Source organism: Novosphingobium sp. NFX11 (assembly GCF_057376415.1).
Genome location: NZ_CP080385.1, coordinates 1,226,204 through 1,241,872, shown reverse-complemented (window position 1 = coordinate 1,241,872; position 15,669 = coordinate 1,226,204). Strand labels below are relative to the sequence as shown.

Here is a 15,669-nt window from a genome sequence, read left to right as displayed (position 1 = left end):
TTTGCGAGGCGAGCTTGCAGGAGCATTACCCATGCAGGACATCCTCTGGATCGGCCTGACCCTCGCGTTGCTGGCGGCCAGTCTCGGCTACGTCGGCCTGTGCAACAAGGCGTGAGGGGCGCGACCGACATGACCATCGATCTGTGGCTGGCGGGTTTCACCGCACTCGGCCTTCTCGTCTATCTCGTTGCCGTGCTCGCACGGCCCGAGCGGTTCTGAGGGGGCGCCGTCATGACCTTCCAGGGATGGCTGTATATCGCAGCTTTCGTCGGCGTTCTGCTGGCGCTCACCAAACCTATGGGGCTGTGGCTCCACGCGCTGTACGAGGGCCGCCGCACGCCGCTTCATCGTGTGCTCGGACCCGTAGAGCGCGGCTTCTACAAGCTGTCAGGCATTAACCCGGACGAGGACCAGCCGTGGCATCGCTACGCGGTGCACATGCTGGTGTTCAACGCCGTGCTGCTGCTCCTGACTTATGCGGTGCTGCGCCTGCAAGGCGTGTTGCCGCTCAACGGCCTCGGCTATGCGGGCATCGGCGCGGACGGGGCGTTCAACACCGCCGTCAGCTTCACCACCAATACCAACTGGCAGTGGTACGTGGGCGAGGCGGTGATGAGCAACCTGTCGCAGATGTTCGCGCTGACGATCCATAACTTCCTCTCGGCGGCCACCGGGATCGCGCTGGCCTTCGCGCTGTTCCGTGGGTTCGCGCGCCGCAGCGCTACCGGAATCGGCAACTTCTGGGCCGACATTACGCGCGTGACGCTCTACCTGCTGCTGCCCGCCTGCGTGGTCTACACGCTGTACCTGATTGCGGCGGGCGTGCCGCAGACGCTGGCGGCATCGGTCGACGTCTCGACGCTGGAAGGCGTGAAGCAGACGCTCGCGCTCGGCCCCGTCGCCTCGCAGGAGGCGATCAAGATGCTGGGCACCAACGGCGGCGGCTTCTTCAACGCCAATTCCGCTCACCCCTTCGAGAACCCGGACGTGCTGACCAACTTCGTCCAGATGCTGTCGATTTTCGTGATCGGCACCGGCATGACCTGGTGCTTCGGCAAGGCGGTGGGCAATACCCGCCAGGGCTGGGCGATCCTGGCGGCGATGATGACGATCTTCCTGATCGGCACCGCCGTGGTCTACTGGCAGGAAGCGGTGGGCAATCCGGTGCTCCATCACCTCGGCGTCGCCGGGGGCAACATGGAGGGCAAGGAAGTCCGCTTCGGCGTGGTCGCCTCGGCGCTGTTCTCGGTCGTCACCACGGCGGCGAGCTGCGGCGCGGTCAATGCCATGCATGACAGCTTCACGGCGCTGGGCGGCATGATCCCGCTGTTCAACATGCAGCTTGGCGAAGTCGTCGTCGGCGGCGTCGGCGCAGGGATCTACGGGTTCCTGCTGTTCGCTATCCTTGCCGTCTTCGTGGCGGGGCTGATGGTGGGCCGCACGCCCGAGTATGTCGGCAAGAAGATCGAGAGCCGCGAGGTCAAGCTGGCGGTGCTGGCGATCGCGGTGCTGCCGCTGGTGATCCTGGGCATGACCGCCGTGGCCTCGGTGCTGCCTGCGGGCCTTGCCGGGCCGCTCAACAAGGGGCCGCACGGGTTCTCCGAGATCCTCTACGCCTTCACCAGCGCCGTAGGCAACAACGGCTCGGCCTTCGCGGGGCTGAGTGCGGGCACGCCGTTCTACAACGGCATGCTGGGCGTCGCCATGTGGCTCGGCCGGTTCTTCGTCATCGTGCCGATGCTGGCGATCGCGGGCAGCCTCGCCGCCAAAAGGTACACGCCGGAGACGGCGGGCAGTTTCCCCACCACCGGGCTGCTGTGGACCGGCCTGCTGATCGGCATCGTCCTGATCGTGGGCGGCCTGACCTTCCTTCCCAGCCTCGCCCTTGGCCCTGTCGCCGATCATCTCGCGATGATCCGTGGCCAGCTTTTCTGAGGACCTGACGATGTCCCGATCGCAAACCAAATCCCTGTTCACCGCAGACCTGATCGTTCCGGCGATCGGCGATGCCTTCCGCAAGCTCAATCCGAAGGAACTGATCCGCAACCCGGTGATGTTCACCACCGCCGTCGTCGCGGTGCTGCTGACGGTGCTGCTCATCGTCGGCCGCGACGGCCTCGACGCCGGGTTCAAGATCCAGCTGGTGCTGTGGCTCTGGTTGACCGTCCTGTTCGGCACGTTCGCCGAGGCGCTGGCCGAAGGGCGCGGCAAGGCGCAGGCCGCCAGCTTGCGCGCGACCAAGGCGGAACTCACTGCCAAGCGGCTGAAGGGTGACGGTAGCCGCTACGACTCCGTCCCCGCCAGCCTGCTGAAAAAGGACGACGTCGTCCTCGTCCAGACCGGCGACCTCATCCCCTCGGACGGCGAAGTCGTCGCCGGTGTCGCCTCGGTCAACGAGGCCGCGATCACCGGCGAGAGCGCGCCCGTCATCCGCGAGGCGGGCGGTGACCGCTCAGCGGTGACGGCGGGCACCCGCGTCATCTCAGACGAGATCCGCGTGCGCGTCACCGTCAATCCGGGACAGGGCTTCCTCGACCGCATGATCGCGCTGGTCGAAGGCGCCGAGCGCCAGAAGACCCCCAACGAGATCGCCCTGACCCTGCTGCTGGTGGGCCTGACCATCATCTTCCTGATCGCCGTCGCCACCATCCCCGGCTTTGCCAGCTATGCGGGCGGCGCGGTGCCGGTGGCGATCCTCGCGGCGCTGCTCATCACGCTGATCCCGACGACGATCGCGGCGCTACTCTCGGCCATCGGCATCGCGGGCATGGACCGGCTGGTGCGCTTCAACGTGCTGGCGAAGTCCGGCCGCGCGGTGGAGGCAGCGGGCGACATCGACGTGCTGTTGCTCGACAAGACCGGCACCATCACCGTCGGCGACCGTCAGGCCAGCGAGTTCCGCACGGTGGGCGGCGTGGGCATGAGCGAACTTGCCGAAGCCGCGCTGGTCGCCAGCCTTGCCGACGAGACGCCCGAGGGCCGCTCGATCGTCGTGCTGGCGCGCGAGAAGTTCGGCCAGACCGCGACGGTGCTTCCCGAGGGCGCCGAGGTCATCCCCTTCACCGCGCAGACCCGCATCTCCGGCGTGAACACCGGCGGGAGGATCATCCAGAAGGGCGCGGTTCAGGCGATCCTTGCCGCCAATCCCGGCGCGGGCGCGACTGCCGCCGCCACCGAACTGCGCCGCATCGCCGACGAGATCGGCCGCGCGGGCGGCACGCCGCTGGCGGTTGCGGTCGATGGCAGGCTGCTGGGCGCGATCTTCCTCAAGGATATCGTCAAGGCGGGCATCCGCGAGCGCTTCGGCGAATTGCGCGCGATGGGCATCCGCACCGTCATGATAACCGGCGACAACCCGCTGACGGCCGCCTCGATCGCGGCGGAATCGGGGGTGGACGACTTCCTCGCCGAAGCCACGCCGGAGGACAAGCTGGCGCTGATCCGCAAGGAACAGCAGGGCGGCCGCCTCGTCGCCATGTGCGGCGACGGCACCAACGACGCCCCCGCGCTGGCGCAGGCGGACGTCGGCGTCGCCATGAACACCGGCACCCAGGCCGCGCGCGAGGCGGGCAACATGGTCGACCTCGACAGCGACCCGACCAAGCTGATCGAGGTCGTCGGCCTCGGCAAGCAACTGCTGATGACGCGCGGCGCGCTGACGACGTTCTCGGTGGCGAACGACGTGGCCAAGTACTTCGCGATCATCCCGGCAATGTTCGTGGCGCTCTACCCCGGCCTCGGCGTGCTCAACGTGATGGGCCTGTCGAGCCCGCAGAGCGCGATCCTTTCGGCGATCATCTTCAACGCGCTCATCATCCCCTGCCTCGTGCCGCTGGCGCTGCGCGGCGTCACGTACAAGCCGATGGGCGCGGGACCGCTGCTGGCGCGCAACCTCGCGGTCTACGGCCTTGGCGGGCTGATCGCGCCGTTCGTCGGCATCAAGCTCATCGATCTCGCGGTCGGCGGGCTGGGACTGGCGTGAGGATGACGGCGAACTGAACCTTCTCTTTCCCGTCATTCCCGCGAAGGCGGGAACCCATCTCCTGAAGTAGCCGATCGCACGGCCATCAGATGGGTCCCCGCCTTCGCGGGAATGACGGGGAAAAAGGGTAAACCTCTCAACACCGCTCAGGCTGAGCTTGTCGAAGCCCCCGAGGCGAAGCGCAGGCTCACAGGAGACAGACAAATGACCAACGATATTTCAAGCTCGCTGCGCCCCGCGCTCGTGATGACCGGGCTATTCGCCATTCTGCTCGGCCTTGCCTATCCGCTGGCGATGACCGGGATCGGGCAAGCGCTGTTCCCGCGTCAGGCGAATGGCAGCCTCGTCACCGAAAGCGGCAGGGTGATCGGCTCCACCGTGGTCGGGCAGGCCTTCACTTCGGAGCGCTACTTCAACACCCGGCCTTCGGCGGCGGGCGCTTCCGATCAGGGGGCTACGACGGCCTTGCCTCCTCCGGGTCCAACCTCGGCCCCGCCTCACAGGCGCTGCACGACCGGGTGCAGGCCGATCTCCAACGCATGCAGGCTGCGACACCAGGGCGTCCCGTTCCGTCCGACCTGGTGACCACCTCCGCCTCGGGGCTCGACCCCGATATCAGCCCCGAGGCGGCCTTGTATCAGGTGGACCGCGTGGCCCGCGCGCGCGGGTTCGAACCCGACGCGCTGCGCCGCCTCGTCGCGGGCAGCATCGAGGAGCCAGTGCTCGGCTTCATCGGCGAACGCCGCGTCAACGTGTTCGAACTCAATCGACGACTGGATGCATTGCGCGCTAAGCCGGTCCGGTGAACGAGCCTGAACGCCCATCGCCCGAAGCCCTCCTGCGCGCCGCCGCGCGGGAGGGTCGCGGCCGTCTCAAGATCTTTCTCGGCGCCGCGCCCGGCGTCGGCAAGACCTGGGAGATGTTGACCGAAGGCCACCAGCGCCGCGCGGCGGGGGTGGACGTGGTCGTCGGTGTCGTGGAAACGCACGGGCGGCGAGAGACCGGGGCGCTGGTCGAGGGCCACGAGATCGTCGCCCGCCGCACGGTGGACCACGTCGGTCACACGCTGGGCGAGATGGACATCGACGCCATCCTCGCCCGAGCGCCGGCCTTGGTGCTGGTCGATGAACTCGCGCACACCAACGCACCCGGCAGCCGCCATCCCAAGCGCTATCAGGACGTCGAGGAATTGCTCGACGCCGGGATCGACGTCTGTTCCACGCTCAACATCCAGCACGTCGAGAGCCTGAACGATGTGGTCGCCTCGTTCACCCGCGTCCGCGTGCGCGAGACGGTGCCCGATCTCGATACTCGAACAGGCCGAGATCGAAGTCGTCGACATTCCGCCCGACGAACTGATCGAGCGGCTCAGGGACGGCAAGGTCTACGTGCCGCACGAGGCGACGCGCGCGCTGGGGCACTTCTTCTCCAAGTCCAACCTCACCGCGCTGCGCGAACTGGCGCTGCGCCGTGCGGCGCAGGCGGTGGACGCGCAGATGCTGGAGCACGTGCGCGCCCATGCGCTGGCGGGCAGCTTCGCGGTGGGCGAACGCATCGTCGTCGCCGTCAGCGAGCACCCTCATGCCGCCGGACTGGTGCGGGCGGGCAAGCGCATGGCCGACGCCTTGCGCGCGCCTTGGACCGCCGTGCACATCGAGACCCGGCGCGACCAGCACTTCTCCGATGGCGAGCGCCGACAGCTGGCCGATACCCTCGCACTGGCCTCGCGCCTCGGCGCCTCCACCGCCAGCATCCCGGCGGCGGGCGTCGTCGAGGGGCTGGGCGGCTTCGCAAAGGATGCGCGCGCGACGCAGATCGTCATCGGCAAGTCGCACCGCTCATGGTGGTTCGAGGCGCGGCACGGCTCGGTGGTGGACCGGCTGGTGCGCACGATCGGCGACGTCGCCGTGCACGTCCTGCCTTCGGGCGAGCCGGTTGACAGTGGCCGCAAGCCCGAAAGAAGGCGAGGTCAACGATGGGGGCAATGGGGCCATCCGGGGCATTACCTGGGGGCGCTGCTGATGGTCGCGGCAATGACCGTGCTCGGCCGTCTGCTGGTCGAGGTGATCGACCTTGGCAACATCGCGCTGCTCTACCTGATCCCGGTGATGTTCGCGGCGGCCTCGCTCTCGCTGCGGGCGGGGCTGTTCGCGGGGCTGGCCTCCAGCCTCGCCTACAACTTCTTCTTCCTGCCGCCGACCGGCACGCTGACCGTCGCCAATCCCGAGAACGTGATCTCGATCCTGGTGCTGCTGGGCGTGGCGGTGGTCACCAGCCAGTTCGCCGCGCGGGTCCGCGCGCAGGCCGACCTCGCGGGCGCCAGCGCACGCCAGAACGCCGCGCTTGCCAGCTTCTCGCGCCAGTTGACGGCGGCAGCCACGCAGGACGAGCTGATGCAGGCGATCTGCGCCGAAGTCGCCCGTCTGCTCGACGTGCGCGCGGTGCTGCTGCTGCCCTCGCTGGCAGGCCCGGACCTCGCCGCCGCCTATCCGCCCGAGGACCGGATGGATCAGATCGAACTGGCCGCCGCACAATGGGCGATCGATAATGAGCAGCCCGCCGGGCGCGGCTCGGCGACGCTGACCGCCTCCGACTGGCTATTTCACCCGCTGCGTGCGTCCGCCGCATCGGGCCGGGGCGTGATGGCCGTTCTCGGCATCGCGCGCGAGGATGCCGGCGACCCGGTGCGCTCGGACGAAGTGCCGCTGCTGATGAGCCTGCTCGATCAGGCGTCGATCGCCTTCGACCGCATGGCGCTGGAGGAGGAGAACCTCAAGGCGCAAGCCGTGGGCGAGCGCGACCGGCTACGCGCGGCGTTGCTCTCGTCGGTCAGCCATGACTTGCGCACGCCGCTCACCACGATCCTGACGGCGGCGCAGGAGTTCAGGACGCACCCGTCGCCCGACCTCGTCGAGACCATCGATGCCGAGGCGCAGCGCCTCAACCGCTTCGTCGCCAACCTGCTCGACATGGCCCGCGTCGAGGCGGGCGCGCTGCCGATGAAGCCCGAAGCGACCGACCTGTTCGACGCGGTTGCCAGTGCCGTCCACGATACCCGGGGTGCGCTGCAAGGGAGGCAGATCGACCTCGACATTGCGCCGGACATACCATTGGTGCGGCTTGATCCGGTGCTGCTGCACCATTGCCTGATCAACCTGCTCGACAATGCCGGGCGCTATGGCGAACCCGGGACGCCGATCCTGGTGCGCTGCCGTCGTTCGCCGGGCGCCTTGCGGTTGTCGGTGATCGATCGGGGGCCGGGCATTCCGCCGGGTCAGGAAAAGCGCGTGTTCGAGACGTTCACCCGGCTCGAAGGCTCCGACCGGGTGCGCCATGGCACCGGGCTCGGCCTCGCCATCGTCAAGGGTTTCGCCGAGGCCATGGGCCTTTCGGTCGAGGCCGCCAACGCCGAGGACCCCTTCGGCGCCTGCTTCACCATCCGTATTCCCGAGGCGCTGATCATCCGGCACCTCGACAATGAGGACATGCCATGAAGACCCGCCACAAGGTGCTCATCGTCGATGACGAGCCGCATATCCGGCGCCTGATCCAGACGGCGCTCGGAAGGGCCGACTATGCGACGGTCGAGGCAGGCAACGCGCGCGAGACGATGGAGCGCCTGCGCGAGGAGCGCCCAGATCTCGTGCTGCTGGACCTTGGCCTGCCCGATCGTGACGGGCTGGAACTGGTGCCGCTGATCAAGAAGGAGACCGATGCGACGCTGATCATCGTCTCGGCGCGCGATGCCACGGACGAAAAGGTGGCGGCGCTGGATCTGGGGGCGGACGATTACCTGACCAAGCCGTTCGACACTGACGAACTGCTGGCGCGCCTGCGCGTGGCGCTGCGGCACCGGATGGCGCGGGGCGGCGGCGTGTCGGCCGTGACTGCGGGTGACGTGTCGATCGACCTGATGGAGCGGCGCATCACCAAGGCGGGCAGGGAAGTGCACCTCACGCCCAAGGAATATGCCGTGGTCGCGCAACTGGCGCAGCATCCGGGGCGAGTCATCACGCACCACCAGATCATGATGCAGGTCTGGCCGTCCGAGAACGAGCGGCACGTCGAATACCTGCGCGTGCTGGTGCGCAGCCTGCGGCAGAAGCTGGAGGACGATCCGCAGCGCCCGCAAATCATCGGCAACGAGATCGGCGTGGGCTATCGCCTGCACGTGTCGCCGGAGTGACGGGCGCGCGGGCTCTCAGATCTCCACTTGCGAGCCGAGTTCGACGACACGGTTCGTCGGCAGGTTGAAGAACTCCATCGGCGTCGCCGCATTGCGGATCATCCACGCGAAGAGCTTCTCGCGCCAGAGCGCCATGCCGGGCTTCTCGGAGGCGATCAGGGTCTGGCGGCTGAGGAAGTAGCTGGTGTCCATCGACCCGAACGGCGCGCCGCAGGTGGTGACGGCCTTGAGCGAGGCGGGAATGTCCACGTCCTCGAGGAAGCCGTGGCGCAGGCGCATGCGGTAGAAGTTCGCGCCGTGATCGGCGATGGTGATGCGGCCTTCCTCCGGCATCGACGGCACCGCTTCGGTCGTCACCGTGAGGATGACGATGCGCTCGTGCAACACCTTGTTGTGCTTGACGTTGTGAAGCAGCGCGGGCGGCACACCTTCGCTGGTGGAGGAGAGGAAGACGGCCGTACCCGCGACGCGGCGTACCGATCCCGCCGTGGACTTGATGAACAGGTCGAGGTCGATGGCCCCTTCTGCAAGATAGCGGCGCATGACCTTGCGGCCCGTGGACCACGTGGTGAGCATTACGAAGACGATCGCGGCGACCAGCAGCGGGAACCAGCCGCCGTCGGGGATCTTCGTCGCGTTCGACAGGAAGTAGGCGCCGTCGATGATCAGGAACAGTCCGGTGACAGTCCCCGCCACCACCGGCGGCCAGCGCCAGACGCTGAAGGTCAGGACGCCCAGCATGCAGGCGGTGATCACCATCGTCCCCGTCACCGCGATGCCGTAAGCCGCCGCCAGACTGCCCGATGAGCGGAACGAGAGCACCAGCAGGACGACGAAGACCAGCAGCGCCCAGTTGACGATCGGTACGTAGACCTGCCCCTCCGCCGAAGCGCTGGTGTGGAGGATGCGCAGCCTCGGCAGGAAGCCGAGCTGCACCGCCTGGCGGGTGATCGAGAACGCGCCCGAAATCACCGCCTGGCTGGCGATGACGGTGGCCAGCGTCGCGAGGATCACTAGCGGCAGTCGTGCCCATTCCGGGGCGAGCAGGAAGAAGGGATTGCTCGCCGCCTCGGGATGGTCGAGCAGCAGAGCGCCCTGTCCCATGTAGTTGAGCATGAGGCAGGGCAGCGCGGCGTAGAGCCAGGCGATGCTGATGGCCTTGCGGCCGAAATGCCCCATGTCGGCATAGAGCGCCTCCGCGCCGGTCACCGCCAGCACCACCGACCCCAGCGCGAGGAACGCCAGCCTGGGATCGAGCGCGAAGAAGTGCCAGGCCCAGTACGGGTTGACGATGCCGATGATCTGAGGATGGACGATGATGTTGGTCACGCCCAGCACCGCGAGAACAACGAAGTACACCGCCATGACCGGCCCGAAGAATGCGCCGACCCGCTCGGTGCCGTGCTTCTGAATCAGGAACAGGCCGAGGAGGATGACGATCGCGATCGGCAGCACCAGTTCGCCCAGCGACGTCTCCACGACGGTAAGCCCCTCGACCGCCGACAACACGGAGATGGCGGGGGTGATGATCGCATCGCCATAGAACAGCGCGGTCGCGATCACGCCCAGCATCGCGATCACCGGCGTCCAGCGCGTTTCGCCCAGGCTCCGCCCGATCAGCGCGAGGAGGGCCATCGAGCCGCCTTCGCCCTCGTTGTCGGCGCGCATGACGATGAAGACGTACTTGAACGTCACGATCAGCGTCATCGTCCAGAAGATCAGCGAGAGCACGCCGAAGATGTGCGCGTGGTCCACGGCCAGCGGATGGTGCCCGACGAAGCTCTCCTTGAGCGCATAGAGCGGGGACGTGCCGATATCCCCGAACACCACGCCCAGCGCACCGAGCGCGAGCGTCGGCAGCCGCCCGTGAGGTCCGCTGCCGTGGCCCGAAATCGCACCGGTCTGATCGCTGCTCAAGTCATGACCCCTTGGTTGCATTGCCCGATGCCCATGCCATGGAACCGCATTTGATCTCCATATCGGCAAGGTGCCGAACGCATATGATCGGCATATGATTTGCGTTTTCCCGGCGCAAATTCCGCCGCGATCTTATGCAATCTCAATGCCAAGCCACAGGTTCCCCTCTCGAATTGCTATGCGAAGGTGCGTAGTTGAAGCGCCTCCTCAAGGGAGGTGACATATGATCCGTTGGCATGAAACTCTGGCGGCGCAGATGGGCTTGCGCGTCTGCGGCTTCGCTGTCCTGACGCTCGCGGCGCTGACGGTGCGCGTGCTGTACACGCGGGTGCATGCCCATCCGCCCGCACCGGCCAGCCTTGCCGATCTTGGCCTGTGCGCGATCGTCGTCGTGCTCATGGTCGTGGGCGATGCCCTGCTGTTCGCGGGGCCGGCCTTGTGGAAGCAGGTGATGGTCCCCGGGCGCTGGTCGGCTACGGCCTAGCGGAGATCGAACTCGATCGGCACGGTCAGTTCCACGGTATCCAGACGTCCCGCAGGAATGGCGGGCAGGGCTGCGCGCGCCGCAGCGTGTCGAGCGCCGCCTGATCGAGCATGAATGAGCCGGACTTGCGCACGATCGCGCAGGACAGGACGAACCTTGCGCGGTTCATCGTGAAGCGCACTTGCACCGCGCCCTATTGCCGGGCCGCGTGGGCACGGGCGCGGATAGCGGCGGAAGCGCTCCAGGTGAGCGAGGACCGATGCCTCCCAGTCGAGCCGGGATCGACGATTTCCGCCAGCTCGGAGGCGAGGGGCTCGTTGGCCGGTCCGGCGGCGAGCACGACCATCGGCTGGCGCGGAATTTCCCGCTCCGGCTGTGGCCTGGCCTCTTGTCTCTCGACGTCAGGCGTTCTGGACGATGTCTTAGGCCAGACCGACATCGCCCACGATCGTCACGGCATAGCGGATGAGAGCGGGACGATTCTTCCAGCAAAAGGCTCAGAGCATCCCGCGTCCTGGGTTCCATTCTGTTCGCGGGTGGGTGATCCATGCCGCGCGGACTAGGAGAGCAGTTGTTGCGAACCAATCTCACAAAGAGTCGAAGCAGTCGGGCGTATCAGGACATCTCGAACATCGACCGTGCCGCAGGCGCATCCTGCGGCTTCCCGAAATAGTACCCCTGGATCTTGCTGCAACCGAGAGCCCTTACGAGGTCGACATCCCGGCGGGTTTCGACCCCTTCCGCGGTGGTGCTGATGCCCAGACTGTCCGCCAGGGTCACCACTGCGCGCAGGATCGCAAGGCATTCCCTGTTTCCGCCAGCGGCGCCCTGAACGAACGATCGATCGAGCTTGATCGTGGAGAAGCGTATGTTGCGCAAGTAGCCCAGTGACGAATAGCCGGTGCCGAAATCGTCCAGCGCCACCGTACATCCCAGCGCCATGACGTGCTCTAAAGCGGTACAGGCCCGCGTCGCGTCGCTCAGGAAGATGCTTTCGGTAACCTCGATCTCGAGACGTTCGGGAGCTAGGCCGCTTGCCGCAAGGGCACTGACGATGTTCGTGACGAAGTTCGGGTCCAGCAACTGCTCGCCAGACACGTTTACTGCGATGCGTACGTCCCCCGGCCAACCGGCCGCCGCCTTGCAGGCTTCGCGTAATACCCATTCCCCGATGGGAATGATGAGGCGTGTCTCTTCCGCGAGAGGGATGAACTTTTCCGGGCTGACTGTGCCATACTCTGCGTTTCGCCAGCGCAGCAGTGCCTCGAAACTGGTTATCGCTTCCGACTGCGCATCGACCACGGGCTGGAACACGAGGTGCAGTTCGTTGTGCTTCATGGCGCCCCGCAAGGCTATCTCCAGCTTGCGACGTTCTTCGGCGTGCGCGTGGAAGCTGCGCTCGTAGCGGCAGTGCGAATTGCCGCGGGCCTCCTTGGCGCGGTAAAGTGCAAGGTCGGCATTGCGCATCATCATCTCGGCGTTTGCACCGTCGTGCGGCCCCACGGCCCAGCCTACGGAAGCGCCCACGAATACCGTATGATGCCCGATCTCGTAGGGTTGGATCAGCCGATCCGTGATCCGCCGGATCAAAAGTCTGACCCGGTCGAGGTTGGATGCATCAGGAACGACTACCGCGAAGGCATCGCCACTGAAACGGCCGCACAGGTCGCTGTCGGCGATCTGCTCCCTCAGCCTTTCGGCAACGCGCACCAGCAGAGTATCGCCGACATCGTGGCCGAGCGTGTCGTTCACCGCCTTGAACCTATCGAGATCGATCATAAGGAATGCGCAGGCATTGCGCTGCCGCTGCGCGGTGCGATCAAGTGCAGATGCCAGCGCTTCGGTGACCATCGCCCGGTTCGGTAGTCCCGTCAGAGAGTCATACCGGGCCATGCGGTTCATTGTTTCGAGATTTTCCCGGCCTTCGGTTACATCGCATCCGGTTCCGCGATAGCCTACGAACCTATCCTCGCAGTAATGCGGTTGAGCTGACAATTTCCACCACTGGGTTCGTCCGCCGGTACTGACCTTGATGGCAAGGTCGCAGATGTTTTCGCGACGTTTCATGCGCTCGGCGAGTTCGGCGCAAGCCGGAGGAGTGTCCCCGACACACGCTCCCGCGATCAGCCTGCGAAATGAGATGCCTTCCAGATCGGAGGGATCGCGTCCCGCTGCGAGCGCAAAGCGCGGCGAAACGCCAAGGAGGCGCAGGGACACATCGGTTTGCCAATGCCAGTGTGCACCGTCTTGTCCGAACTCGCATTGCGCCGATGCCGCGGCATCGGCACTGCGGACCGGTTGTCCGTCGGCTTTTCCGCCGACTTTCGAAGCAGCAGAGGCGCGTTTTCGTTCCACGATGGCTGCGGATGTGATCGCGACGAACAGCAGTGCGATCGTGGCCATGGCCGGATCGGATGCGAGCAGGAACCAGGCCGCACTGGAATTGCCCACGATGCCGCAGAAGATGAGAGCTGCTCCCGGCGTTGCGGTTGCACGCGAAACCGATGCTGCCATCAACAGAGCGAGCACCGCCCACAACTGCGTCGCCGTTTCCATGCCTGCCTGCGATCCGAAAGCCCACAAGGGCAAGGCCCACGGCACTGCAGAGAGTATCGTCCCGGCATGTGATGATAGCCAGCCGGGCGAAGGCCGGTGCCGTGTACGGTTTAGCCGGCTGTCGAGCAGCGGCGCGAGCGCCGCCAGGGTCAGCCATGCCATGATCGCTGTCGAAGAGACCTTTCCTGACAGCATAAGCGCCAAGGCCGCCGCGGCCAGCGCATGCATAATCGCCTTCCGGAAGCTCGTTGCGAAACCGGTCCAGGCCGCCGCGATCGCAAGCCAGGCTCGACCATCGGTAAAGGTGCTCGCGGAGGTTGCCGCGCTTGTCAGGGTTGTATCCTTGGACAGCATCTTGCTCGCGTCAGGCCTCTCTGTTCCAGCCACGGCGATAAGGTTGTAAAGGTTAGCGGTAAGTAAATGCTTGTCAGTGCGATGAAAAGCATGCACGCCCTACGTATCGATCCGCGAAGTTCTGATGGTAAAATTTGCGGTTTATTGGTCTCCGTAACCCGACGTAGCGGCAATTAGCGCCCGGGATCGCAACCGATCCGACGCTACCTTGAAGATGCCATAGCAAGGCCCTGGGTTGCGTCCGCCAGCGGTGTTTGCGTAACCATCGCAGCGGTTTTCCATGGGGCAGGCCGCTTTTCTGGGTGACCCGGACGGTACTCCGTCGCCAGACGACACGCTGACAAGGCGCCTTGCGTGCCCGATACCCTCGAAACGGCTTCGATTTGAGATGAACGGCGGCGATGGCTTCGTAACCTGATGCCGGGCAACTCGCTCGCTATGCGGGCAAAATCAGGCAATCGAAGATCATGAGGGCAATTCCCGAGAACGCGCGCGACGGCGCGATGCGCAGGTTCCGGACCTCCGGAGCAATCCGTCGCGCCCTGCTCGTCGTAGGTGCGGCCCTCACGATTGCGGCTCAGCCTTCGCTGGCACAGGGCTCCAAGGCGCTCAATCAGTCGCCGACCATCGACAGGGACCGACTCGATCGACAGGACCCCGCGATCCCGCGCGCCGCGCCGCCGGCGGAACTTCCTCCGCGCCTGTAAGCGTGGACACCGCAGCCAGCACCGTGGCGCTCAAGGAGGTCCGCTACCTTGGCGCTACTCTCGATCGCAGGAAACTCGACGCCGCAACGGGTCCCTTCGTCGGTGGGCCGTTAGACCGGGACGCATTGCAGAAGCTCGCGAACGCGGTCAGCGCAGCTTACGCGAGCAGTGACATTGCGTTCTATGCCGTGAGCATTCCCGCGCAATCGGCGGCGGACGGCGTGCTGACGGTTCAGGTGCTTGAGGGGCGGATCGTACAATATGCTCTGGCGGGGAAACCAGCAGTACACCCAAGCGGCTCATCGACGCCCATATAAAGCGCCTCATGCGGGACACGCCGACGCACAAGTCGACGATCGAGCGAACGCTGTCTTTGCTGCGTGACATTCCCGGCCAGACGGTAGAGGCGAAGCTGCGCGGCACGGCGAAGCCAGGCGAACTCGCGCTCGATCTCGATGTGCGTCGCAAGCAGGTCGAGATCACCGTCAACCTCAACAATCGCGGCGTCTTCAACGTCACCACCGGAGCGCAGGCGCAGGCTGCAGTGGCATTCAACGGTCTGCTCCGTGAGGGCGACAGCACGCGCCTGTCGGGTTACGTTCCCCTTCAGCCGCACCGCTATCAATTCTACTCGGCGAGCCACCAGACTCCCATTGGATCGAGCGGTACCACAGTGGGCCTTACAGGCGCTTACGTGCGGACCCGGACGCGCGATCTCGACATTTTGGGCGAGGCCAAGCAACTCGGCATCGTCGTCAGTCATCCGCTGGTTCGCAGCTATAAGCGCAACCTGACGCTGACAGCCTCGCTTGATGGCACGAACAGCGACAATTATTACCTCGATACCGCATTCGGCGGGTTCCGTACGCGCGCCGCGCGTCTGGGTGCGAGTTGGTCCGCGATCGGGAAGACGAGCGGCTACGGCGTCTCGCTCTCTCTAAGCCACGGCCTTGGCGGCTTGGGGGCCCGGGCGATCTCGGGATATTCCCGGGTGGCGTTCCGCAAGGCTAACCTTCAGGCGACTTTCGTGAAGGAACTCGATCCCAGGTTTGCCGCCAAGATCAGTTTGCGAGGTCAATATAGTCCCGATCGATTGCCGACGACCGAACGTGTCGTACTTGGCGGAGAAGGAGCGGGCCTTGCCTACCGCGACGGATTTCTCACCGCTGACAGGGCGGTTTCCGGATCCGCAGAACTATCCTGGCGAGCGCTTGGCAGCAAGTCGAGCGCGAGAGCGCTAACATTTTTTGCGTATACCGATGCCGCACTTGCGCGTTCGCTTGCGCGTCCTGTCTACAATCTGCCGGGCCGTGACTACTCGCTCGCGTCGGCGGGTGGAGGCATTCGCGTGACGCCCCTGAAGGGCTGGACCGCGACAGGTCAGGTTGCTGTCCCCGTCAAGAAACCATTCGATGGGATGAGCAGCAAGGCGCGGTTCTTCTTCAGCGTGTCCCGGACACTCTGATTTCCCGCTTTTGCGTAT

The 15,669-nt window shown here is 65.7% G+C and carries 12 protein-coding genes and 2 pseudogenes; 10 read left to right on the top strand and 4 right to left on the bottom strand.

Annotation, left to right across the window (positions count from 1 at the left end; translation table 11 throughout):
- Window positions 1-129: 129 nt before the first annotated feature.
- The 6 genes and pseudogenes from KZO24_RS23470 (at window position 130) to KZO24_RS23445 (ending at window position 8,168) form a co-directional block, all read left to right on the top strand.
- Complete coding sequence (locus KZO24_RS23470; protein ID WP_008829858.1) at window positions 130-219, top strand: potassium-transporting ATPase subunit F; 90 nt, start codon at window positions 130-132, stop codon at window positions 217-219.
- A 12-nt stretch (window positions 220-231) separates the two neighbouring features.
- Window positions 232-1,935: a potassium-transporting ATPase subunit KdpA gene (gene kdpA, locus KZO24_RS23465; RefSeq protein ID WP_271184364.1), complete on the top strand. Its 1,704-nt coding sequence runs from the start codon at window positions 232-234 to the stop codon at window positions 1,933-1,935.
- Between the two features lie 10 nt (window positions 1,936-1,945).
- A complete protein-coding gene (gene kdpB / locus KZO24_RS23460) occupies window positions 1,946-3,982 on the top strand; it encodes a potassium-transporting ATPase subunit KdpB (RefSeq protein WP_271184365.1) in 2,037 nt (678 codons plus the stop codon).
- 204 nt (window positions 3,983-4,186) lie between these two features.
- Window positions 4,187-4,788 (top strand): annotated as a pseudogene (gene kdpC, locus KZO24_RS23455) (potassium-transporting ATPase subunit KdpC).
- Window positions 4,785-7,476: pseudogene (locus tag KZO24_RS23450) on the top strand (DUF4118 domain-containing protein). The pseudogenes kdpC and KZO24_RS23450 overlap by 4 nt, the downstream one beginning before the upstream one ends.
- The gene (locus tag KZO24_RS23445; RefSeq protein WP_036527905.1) at window positions 7,473-8,168 is read left to right on the top strand and encodes a response regulator; all 696 of its coding nucleotides are present in this window, start codon (window positions 7,473-7,475) and stop codon (window positions 8,166-8,168) included. The pseudogene KZO24_RS23450 and the gene KZO24_RS23445 overlap by 4 nt, the downstream one beginning before the upstream one ends.
- A 15-nt stretch (window positions 8,169-8,183) precedes the next feature.
- Here KZO24_RS23445 and KZO24_RS23440 read toward each other — a convergent pair whose 3' ends face one another.
- Complete coding sequence (locus tag KZO24_RS23440; protein WP_370424651.1) at window positions 8,184-10,106, bottom strand: potassium transporter Kup; 1,923 nt, start codon at window positions 10,104-10,106, stop codon at window positions 8,184-8,186.
- A gap of 202 nt (window positions 10,107-10,308) precedes the next feature.
- Between KZO24_RS23440 and KZO24_RS23435 the strand changes: the two genes are divergently transcribed.
- A complete protein-coding gene (locus KZO24_RS23435) occupies window positions 10,309-10,569 on the top strand; it encodes a hypothetical protein (RefSeq protein WP_271184368.1) in 261 nt (86 codons plus the stop codon).
- A gap of 25 nt (window positions 10,570-10,594) precedes the next feature.
- Here KZO24_RS23435 and KZO24_RS23430 read toward each other — a convergent pair whose 3' ends face one another.
- From KZO24_RS23430 to KZO24_RS23420, 3 genes are all read right to left on the bottom strand, one after another.
- Window positions 10,595-10,750, bottom strand: a complete 156-nt coding sequence (locus tag KZO24_RS23430; RefSeq protein ID WP_486487307.1) for an energy transducer TonB family protein — start codon at window positions 10,748-10,750, stop codon at window positions 10,595-10,597.
- Window positions 10,751-10,762: 12 nt separating this feature from the next.
- On the bottom strand, window positions 10,763-11,008 hold the full coding sequence (locus KZO24_RS23425) for a hypothetical protein (protein WP_486487306.1): 246 nt from the start codon (window positions 11,006-11,008) through the stop codon (window positions 10,763-10,765).
- A gap of 176 nt (window positions 11,009-11,184) precedes the next feature.
- Entirely contained in the window at window positions 11,185-13,479 is a 2,295-nt protein-coding gene (locus KZO24_RS23420; RefSeq protein WP_370424648.1) for a putative bifunctional diguanylate cyclase/phosphodiesterase, read from the bottom strand.
- A gap of 467 nt (window positions 13,480-13,946) precedes the next feature.
- On the opposite strand from KZO24_RS23420, the gene KZO24_RS23415 reads away from it, so the two are divergent.
- Genes KZO24_RS23415 through KZO24_RS23405 form a run of 3 tightly spaced genes read left to right on the top strand, consistent with a single transcriptional unit; the run spans window position 13,947 to window position 15,651 of the window.
- A complete protein-coding gene (locus KZO24_RS23415) occupies window positions 13,947-14,186 on the top strand; it encodes a hypothetical protein (protein WP_486487305.1) in 240 nt (79 codons plus the stop codon).
- Window positions 14,187-14,188: 2 nt separating this feature from the next.
- Window positions 14,189-14,503, top strand: coding sequence for a POTRA domain-containing protein (locus KZO24_RS23410; protein ID WP_486487304.1), 315 nt, complete (start codon window positions 14,189-14,191; stop codon window positions 14,501-14,503).
- Window positions 14,504-14,511: 8 nt separating this feature from the next.
- On the top strand, window positions 14,512-15,651 hold the full coding sequence (locus tag KZO24_RS23405) for a ShlB/FhaC/HecB family hemolysin secretion/activation protein (RefSeq protein ID WP_486487303.1): 1,140 nt from the start codon (window positions 14,512-14,514) through the stop codon (window positions 15,649-15,651).
- Window positions 15,652-15,669: the final 18 nt, after the last annotated feature.

Coding starts and splice junctions, on each gene's coding strand:
- KZO24_RS23470 (WP_008829858.1), top strand. CDS start 130: ATGACCATCGATCTGTGGCTGGCGGGTTTCACCGCACTCGGCCTTCTC.
- kdpA (WP_271184364.1), top strand. CDS start 232: ATGACCTTCCAGGGATGGCTGTATATCGCAGCTTTCGTCGGCGTTCTG.
- kdpB (WP_271184365.1), top strand. CDS start 1,946: ATGTCCCGATCGCAAACCAAATCCCTGTTCACCGCAGACCTGATCGTT.
- KZO24_RS23445 (WP_036527905.1), top strand. CDS start 7,473: ATGAAGACCCGCCACAAGGTGCTCATCGTCGATGACGAGCCGCATATC.
- KZO24_RS23440 (WP_370424651.1), bottom strand. CDS start 10,106: ATGCAACCAAGGGGTCATGACTTGAGCAGCGATCAGACCGGTGCGATT.
- KZO24_RS23435 (WP_271184368.1), top strand. CDS start 10,309: ATGATCCGTTGGCATGAAACTCTGGCGGCGCAGATGGGCTTGCGCGTC.
- KZO24_RS23425 (WP_486487306.1), bottom strand. CDS start 11,008: ATGTCGGTCTGGCCTAAGACATCGTCCAGAACGCCTGACGTCGAGAGA.
- KZO24_RS23420 (WP_370424648.1), bottom strand. CDS start 13,479: ATGCTGTCCAAGGATACAACCCTGACAAGCGCGGCAACCTCCGCGAGC.
- KZO24_RS23415 (WP_486487305.1), top strand. CDS start 13,947: ATGAGGGCAATTCCCGAGAACGCGCGCGACGGCGCGATGCGCAGGTTC.
- KZO24_RS23405 (WP_486487303.1), top strand. CDS start 14,512: ATGCGGGACACGCCGACGCACAAGTCGACGATCGAGCGAACGCTGTCT.